The sequence below is a fragment of the Microbacterium sp. Leaf288 genome (assembly GCF_001422925.1).
Lineage (GTDB): Bacteria > Actinomycetota > Actinomycetes > Actinomycetales > Microbacteriaceae > Microbacterium.
In genome coordinates this window covers 103047-109389 of the sequence record NZ_LMNI01000015.1, presented here as the reverse complement: position 1 = coordinate 109389, position 6343 = coordinate 103047, and the positions used below count along the sequence as shown (strand labels likewise).

General features: G+C 64.0%; 5 protein-coding genes. 2 read left to right on the top strand and 3 right to left on the bottom strand.

Features of this window, described 5'->3' with window-relative positions; all coding sequences use genetic code 11:
* Positions 1-190: 190 nt before the first annotated feature.
* The gene (locus tag ASF40_RS20295; RefSeq protein ID WP_235560309.1) at positions 191-1210 is read right to left on the bottom strand and encodes a 1-aminocyclopropane-1-carboxylate deaminase/D-cysteine desulfhydrase; all 1020 of its coding nucleotides are present in this window, start codon (positions 1208-1210) and stop codon (positions 191-193) included.
* A gap of 115 nt (positions 1211-1325) precedes the next feature.
* Between ASF40_RS20295 and ASF40_RS20290 the strand changes: the two genes are divergently transcribed.
* Positions 1326-1796, top strand: coding sequence for an Lrp/AsnC family transcriptional regulator (locus ASF40_RS20290; protein WP_082497244.1), 471 nt, complete (start codon positions 1326-1328; stop codon positions 1794-1796).
* Between the two features lie 416 nt (positions 1797-2212).
* On the opposite strand, the gene ASF40_RS20285 is transcribed toward ASF40_RS20290, so the two are convergent.
* Together ASF40_RS20285 and ASF40_RS20280 are read right to left on the bottom strand one after the other, a co-directional pair.
* Positions 2213-3556, bottom strand: a complete 1344-nt coding sequence (locus tag ASF40_RS20285; RefSeq protein WP_056372558.1) for an aspartate aminotransferase family protein — start codon at positions 3554-3556, stop codon at positions 2213-2215.
* A 171-nt stretch (positions 3557-3727) separates the two neighbouring features.
* Entirely contained in the window at positions 3728-4672 is a 945-nt protein-coding gene (locus ASF40_RS20280) for a LysR substrate-binding domain-containing protein (protein ID WP_056372556.1), read from the bottom strand.
* 161 nt (positions 4673-4833) lie between these two features.
* On the opposite strand from ASF40_RS20280, the gene ASF40_RS20275 reads away from it, so the two are divergent.
* Positions 4834-6327: an APC family permease gene (locus ASF40_RS20275; protein ID WP_082497239.1), complete on the top strand. Its 1494-nt coding sequence runs from the start codon at positions 4834-4836 to the stop codon at positions 6325-6327.
* Positions 6328-6343 lie beyond the last annotated feature (16 nt).

The window sequence follows — 6343 nt, the reverse complement described above, 5'->3', positions numbered from 1 at the left end:
CAGCTGACTTCCTCGACGTGCCTGAGCACCGCGAGCTTGTGATTCGCCCGCCGCTCGAGCTCTCGATCTGACATGGAATCTTCCTCCCAATCGGAAGACCCAACTGTCAACAACCTCCGTCAGTTTTAGAGCTGTTGGACGACGTCGATCCGGGCGTCGTTTGAACCCACCTGTCCGATCCCAAGCGCCGCTAAAGCTTGATGTCCCGAAGTCGCGGAATGTCGGACCACACCGATGTGGCGTAGGTCGGGTCGAACATCGCGTGGTAGCCGCCTGTGTGCCAGAAGAGGACCGGACCTTCGATGGTGCCGTTGCGTGCCATGTCGATGATGGCGGCCACCGCTTTGGCTGTGTACACCGGGTCGACGACGATTCCTTCGAGACGTGCCATGAGGTCGATGGCTTCCGTTACGCCAGCCGCCGGCTTGCCGTATCCCTCGCCGAGATAGTCCTCGGTGAGTTCGAGGTCAGACGAGGTGATGCGCAGCGATGGAGCGATGAGGTCCGCGGCCTCGTTGGCCAGCCGGAGGTAGTTGCCTGGGACGTCCTCATAGACCTCCGGGGCGACGATTACGCCGATGATCCGCGTGGAGTTCCCGCGGATCGCACGACCCAACGTAAGTCCCGCGTGCGTGCTTCCGGCGGAACTCGCGTGCACGATCGTGTTGAAGACGGCGCCCTGAGCTTCCATCTGCCGTTCGGCTTCGGCGTACGCGTACGCGAAGCTCGCGGCACCGCGGCCGGTTGCTGAGCCGATCGGGAGGCGATAGACGCGTTCGCCGGCCTCCTCGATGTCACGGACCACACCTGATGTCACCTCAGCGAGCTCTACCCAAGAAATGTCGCCGACCAGGCGGAGGTCAGCGCCGAAGAGACCGTCCAGGAGAAGGTTTCCAACGGGTTCCTTCGGCTCGTCGTGGCAGAGCACGAGTGTGCACTTCATCCCGATCGCCGCGGCAGCTGCTGCGGCGGCCCGGGTGGCGTTCGAGTGACGCGACCCCTCAGTCACGATGTGGGTGGCACCCAAGGCGCGCGCCTGGGCGAGCTCGGTCTCAAGCTTGCGCACCTTGTTTCCTGCGAGCCCCACCGAGCCAAGGTCGTCGCGCTTTACCCAGATCTCCACGCCGAGATCGTCGGTGAGTCGCGGGAGGAACTGAACCGGCGACGTGAACCCCCGCAGGTCGAGACGGGGGAGGTCTACTGGCTTCATTGCTGTACTCATGGACAGGCAAGCTACGCTTGAGGGTCACATATGCACAAGTTCATTCACTACTACATGGCATATGCACATGATTGCAGTGTCCGCCGTAAGTATCATCGTGCACATGTACAGCCTGGATGCGGTCGACGCTCGGATACTGCTCGCTCGAGACAGCTCCCGGGAAGCGTCGTTGATAGAGATCAGCAGTCGGCTCGGTATATCCCGCAATACGGTGTATGCCCGGCTGAAGAGGCTCGGTGAGGGCGGCGCGCTGGGACCCCCGAGCGGTGCGCTGGCGCCTGCGGCCGTCGGGCGGCCGCTGCTCGCATTCGTCACACTCTCCGTCTCTCAGCAGGAGATCGACTCGGTCTATGCCGCGATCCGTGCGATCCCTGAGGTCGTCGAGGCGCACACCACGACTGGTGACGCGGATGTCATGCTCCGGGTGGTCGCGCGCGACACCGTCGACTTGCACCGAATAACGCAACGGATCCAGCTCGCGCCGGGCGTGCAACGCAGCAGCACGTCGATCGCGACCACGGAGGTCGTTCCCCATCGGATGGGTTTGCTCCTGCGCGAGCTGGCGACGATCTGATAACGACGGCTGGTAGGGCTGCGCGCCGCGAGCGCGCAGAGCGCGCGCCGCGCCCGTATCGAGATGGTTCTGGGCGAAATGGCCGCGTGCTTCGCGAGCGACCACGAACGCGGATCGCCGGGTATGCGGTGGTGCGAGGACGCCGATGCGCGCTGCGGGCGCGACGCGCCGGCTGCATAGGGCTGGGAGAACGGAAGCCGGGGCCTGCATCCAATGTGGTGAGCGAACCGATGGCGCTCCAAGCTAGGAGCACTCCGACGTGCGGTGCGTTTGCACACCCTCCGTGTCGCGTGATCTCTCCTGGGAGCGACAGGTCCGATGTGAGTCGCCTTCATCGCTCGCGCGATAGCGATGGACACATCGAGTCTCGCTCCCGTCGAGACAGTCGCCGATCAAGCCGTGAACGGGCCGAGCACTTAGCTCTCGAGGTCTCCAACGATCGACTTGAGCGATTCGATATAGGACGTGATGTCGGCGTCAGTCATCGGCAGTGAGAGCGAGAACTCGCCCCGATGCACTGGGAAGAATCCACGGTTCGCGAGTTCCAAGGAGATGATCTGGGTCTTCTCACTGTCGAGGTTGTTCCAGTAGTCGCGGTGGGTGCGAATGGAGAGTCCTGGTTCGTTCATGTATCCGTAGGCCATGTGGGAGAAGCCTTTGCCGTAGACGGTGAACGGGCTGTTGCGTTCGGCTGACCACTCGTTGAGATCGGTCATGATTCGGGTGGCGTAACCGTTCAGCCTCGTGAACGCGGCCTCGTCAAGCGTGTTCATGCAGGCGGCGCCCGCTACGAGTGCCAGGCGGTGACCGTGATGAGTACCCGAGATTGTGACTCGTCCGTCTTCGAGTACTGTCATGATCTCGGCCGAGCCTCCGACGGCTCCCAGCGGCATTCCGCCGCCGATGATCTTGCCCATTACGGTGAGATCGGGGGTCACGCCATACACGCCCTGCAGGCCGTGGAAGCTTGCGCGCAGGCTGATTGTCTCGTCGAAGATGAGGACGATGCCGAGTTCTTCGGTGAGGGCACGGATTCCCTCAACGAAGGACTGATCGAGCACGACCAGTCCACCCGCGCCTGACTGGAGCTCCATGATGAGGCATGCGATCTCGCCGGGGTGAGAACGAAGAATCTGCTCCGCGCCATCCAGGTCGTTCTGCGTCAGGAGCACCACGTTGTCGACGTCGTCGGTCGGGATCCCGCTACTGTCGGGCTGCGGGATCGGAGCTTCGGGAGAACCGCTCAGCGAGGGGTTCGGGTGCGACGAGATGTGCAGGAGGTCGCTGAAGCCGTGGTACCCGCCCTCAAACTTCGCGACTTTCGTTCGGCCGGTATATGCGCGAGCGACCCGGACTGCGCTCATGCACGATTCGGTCGCTGAGCAGGAGAACTGAATCTTCTCGACGGACGGGATCCTGTCGATGAGGATGCGGGCGAGATCGGCCTCCGCCGGGCTCGGGTTGCCGAACGAGAACCCGCCAGGAAGCGCCTCGATGAGCGCACTCGTCACCGCCGGGTGGCCGTGGCCTAGAACATTCACGGTGAAGTTGTTGTTGAGGTCGAGTAGCCGGTGGCCGTCGACGGTCGTGATGTAGGCGCCATCCCCACTCTGGGCGAACACGGCGTGTGGGCCGAAGTTGAACGAGTTGCGGCTGTAGCCGCCCGGGATGAGATTCTTGCCCTCACGGGTGAGGTCGGCCGAGACGGCGAACTTCTGAGAGAACCTCTCGAGGCTGGATTCCAGGGTCAGGTTGGACATGCTCTCTCCATCGCAGTGGGGCGCGGCACGAATGGTCCTTGGTGGCCGTTCGGCGCAGTGTGCAGGTCGGGCTGCACGTCGTCTCATCGTCGGTGCCCACAGATCGAAGCGTCAACGACCGATCGGCGATCGCGTGATCGCGAATCGCGATCGCAGGGTTTCCGAGGCGGCTCAGCCCTTGTCCTCGTCCTCGCTCTGGAGGAGGCTGACCGCGCCGGGCACCAGCGCCAGGTTCTGCTTCACAGTTTCGGTTGCGACGGCGCGGAACTTTTCGATCACGGCGTCGCGCCCCGCCTTGGCAACAGACACCAACGCAAGGCTCGACGGCTCCGCATCCGTCAGGGGCACATAGCGGACGCCCGGATGAGAGAACATCTCGGCCGCGGTGGACGGGAACGTGTCGACAGCCTTGCCATAGGCGATCGCGGCGAGGCTTTCCTGGACCGAGCGGACCTCTCCCGCGACGCGACTGCTCTCACCGCGCTGGACGTCGAAGGACCAGTAAGAACGCCATTCGGTGGGCGCGCCATCAGCGGCAACAGCGAACGGGCGGTCCAGGAGGTCCTGAACGGTCAGCGCCGACGCATCCGCCAACTCATCTTCCGCCGGCACCGCTGCCACGCGTGGTTCGGCGAACAAGGGGTAGACGTCGAGTCGATCGTCCGAAATCGGCAGTCGAAGCAGCGCGACATCAACATCCCCTTCGCGCACCGCCGCGAGCTGATTCACCATGGAGAGTTCCACGAACTGAAGGTCGACTCCGGATGATCCTGCTCGGAAGGCCGACAAAATCAGGTGCGTCAGCGGTCCTGCGCCTTCACCGAAGACACCCACGCGCAGGCGCCGCTGCGGGCCCATCGCGATGTTCCGCGCTTGGCTAACCGCCTGACCGAGGGCGCCGAGCGTGCGCTCCACGTCGGTGAGAAAAGCGGTGCCGGCGGGAGTGAGTGTCACTCGATGGCTGGTCCGGTCGAACAGCCTGAACCCGAGTTCCTTTTCGAGCGAGGCGATCTGAGTGCTGATCACCGACTGGGTGACAAACTCCTTCTCCGCGGCGCGACCGAAATGCAGCGTCTCCGCGACCCGGGCGAAGTATCGAAGCTGCCTCAGCTCCATCCTCCGCGCCTCCTTCGGGATGTGCGATCGCTGCACACGATCGAGCGATCGCGATTCGGGCATTGCCGCGCAATCGCGGTGACCTGACGATAGTACGACGCGCTGACCCGAGCGCGCAGTGTGCCGGCCGTCCAGGCCGCCCTCGATGGAGAGAGCCGATCATGACACGCCCTGCTACACCCGGTCCGGAGACCGAAGCCCACCACGGGACCACTCTCAAGCGAGGTTCGCTCGGGGTTCCCGCAATCGTGTTCTTCGTGGTCGCGACAGCCGCGCCGCTGGCAGCAGTGCTCGGCGCCGGCCCGGTCGTCTTCATCTTCTCCGGCGTCGGGGGGCCGGCGATGTATGTCATCGCCGCGACAGTCCTGCTGCTGTTCGGCGTGGGCTTCGCCGCCATGAGCCGGTACGCCACGAGTGCGGGTGGATTCGCTGCGTTCGCCAGCAAGGGTCTGGGCCGGTACGCCGGCTATCTGATGGCAGGGGTCGCCGTTCTCGCGTACGCCGGCATGCTGATCGGATTGTTCGGGCAGTTCGCCGTGTTTGCCGCCGACCTGTTCTCGACGCTGTTCGGGTGGAGCATCCCCTGGCAGGTGATTGCTTTTGCGGGGGTAGTCCTGATCGGCGCCTTCGGCTACCTCGACATCCAGCTGTCCGCATCGGTGCTCGGAGTTCTGATGATCCTCGAGGTGCTGATCCTCGTCATCTTCGACGTGGTCGTGATCGCCACGGGCGGTGCCGGCGGGATAAACTTCGACGCGTTCCGAGCGGAGAACGTGTTCACGCCAGGTATGGGCGTCGGTCTCCTGTTCGCATTTGCTTGCTTCGTGGGTTTCGAAGCCACCGTGATCTACGGCGAGGAAGCCAAACGTCCAAAGGTCACCATCCCTCGCGCCACGTACGCGTCCATCCTCGTCATCGGGGTTATCTACACCGTGACCATGTGGGCGCTGGGTCTCGCTTACGGCTCTGCCGACGTACAGGAGGCCGCCACCGCGGACCCCGTCGAGTTCGTGTTCGCAGCGAACACGCAGTTCGTCGGGGCGTGGTCCACTCTCATCATGCGGATCCTCGTCGTCACGAGCCTCATCGCGGTACTCCTCGCCTTCCACAACACACTCAGCCGATACCTGTTCTCGCTCGGACGTGCCCGATTCCTCTCCGAGCGCCTCGGTCACACCCATCGCCGGTACCACAGCCCGAGCGTCGCGAGCGTCGTCCTGTCGATCATCACCGCGCTGGTGCTGCTGGCGTTCGTCATCGCCAACGCCGACCCATTCACCACGATTTACCTCTGGCTCGTCGGCGTCGGCACGCTCGGAGTCCTCGTACTGCAGGCGGCAGGCGCTGCCGCAGTGATTGGCTACTTCGTGCGGAACCGGCGATCCCGCACCAATGCGTGGACGAACTTCATCGCTCCCGGCCTCGGCGGGCTTGGGCTGCTCGCTGCGATTGTCCTCGCGGTGATCAACTTCCCGCTCCTGACCGGAGTGACGGAAGGCCCCGCCACACTGCTCCCCTGGCTGCTTGTGCTCGCGGCCATCGCTGGCCTCATCATCGGAGCGGCACGTTCACGAGGCGGGCGAACCGTCGACCTGTCAACCGGTGTCATCCAGGTCGACGATGCCGTTGCCGCAGATCCCATCGTTGAGCGCTAACGCCAACCCCTTTACC

What these genes read in the sequence shown, in the direction of transcription:
- ASF40_RS20275 (WP_082497239.1), top strand. Translation starts at nt 4,834, where the DNA reads ATGACACGCCCTGCTACACCCGGTCCGGAGACCGAAGCCCACCACGGG.
- ASF40_RS20280 (WP_056372556.1), bottom strand. Translation starts at nt 4,672, where the DNA reads ATGGAGCTGAGGCAGCTTCGATACTTCGCCCGGGTCGCGGAGACGCTG.
- ASF40_RS20290 (WP_082497244.1), top strand. Translation starts at nt 1,326, where the DNA reads ATGTACAGCCTGGATGCGGTCGACGCTCGGATACTGCTCGCTCGAGAC.
- ASF40_RS20285 (WP_056372558.1), bottom strand. Translation starts at nt 3,556, where the DNA reads ATGTCCAACCTGACCCTGGAATCCAGCCTCGAGAGGTTCTCTCAGAAG.
- ASF40_RS20295 (WP_235560309.1), bottom strand. Translation starts at nt 1,210, where the DNA reads ATGAAGCCAGTAGACCTCCCCCGTCTCGACCTGCGGGGGTTCACGTCG.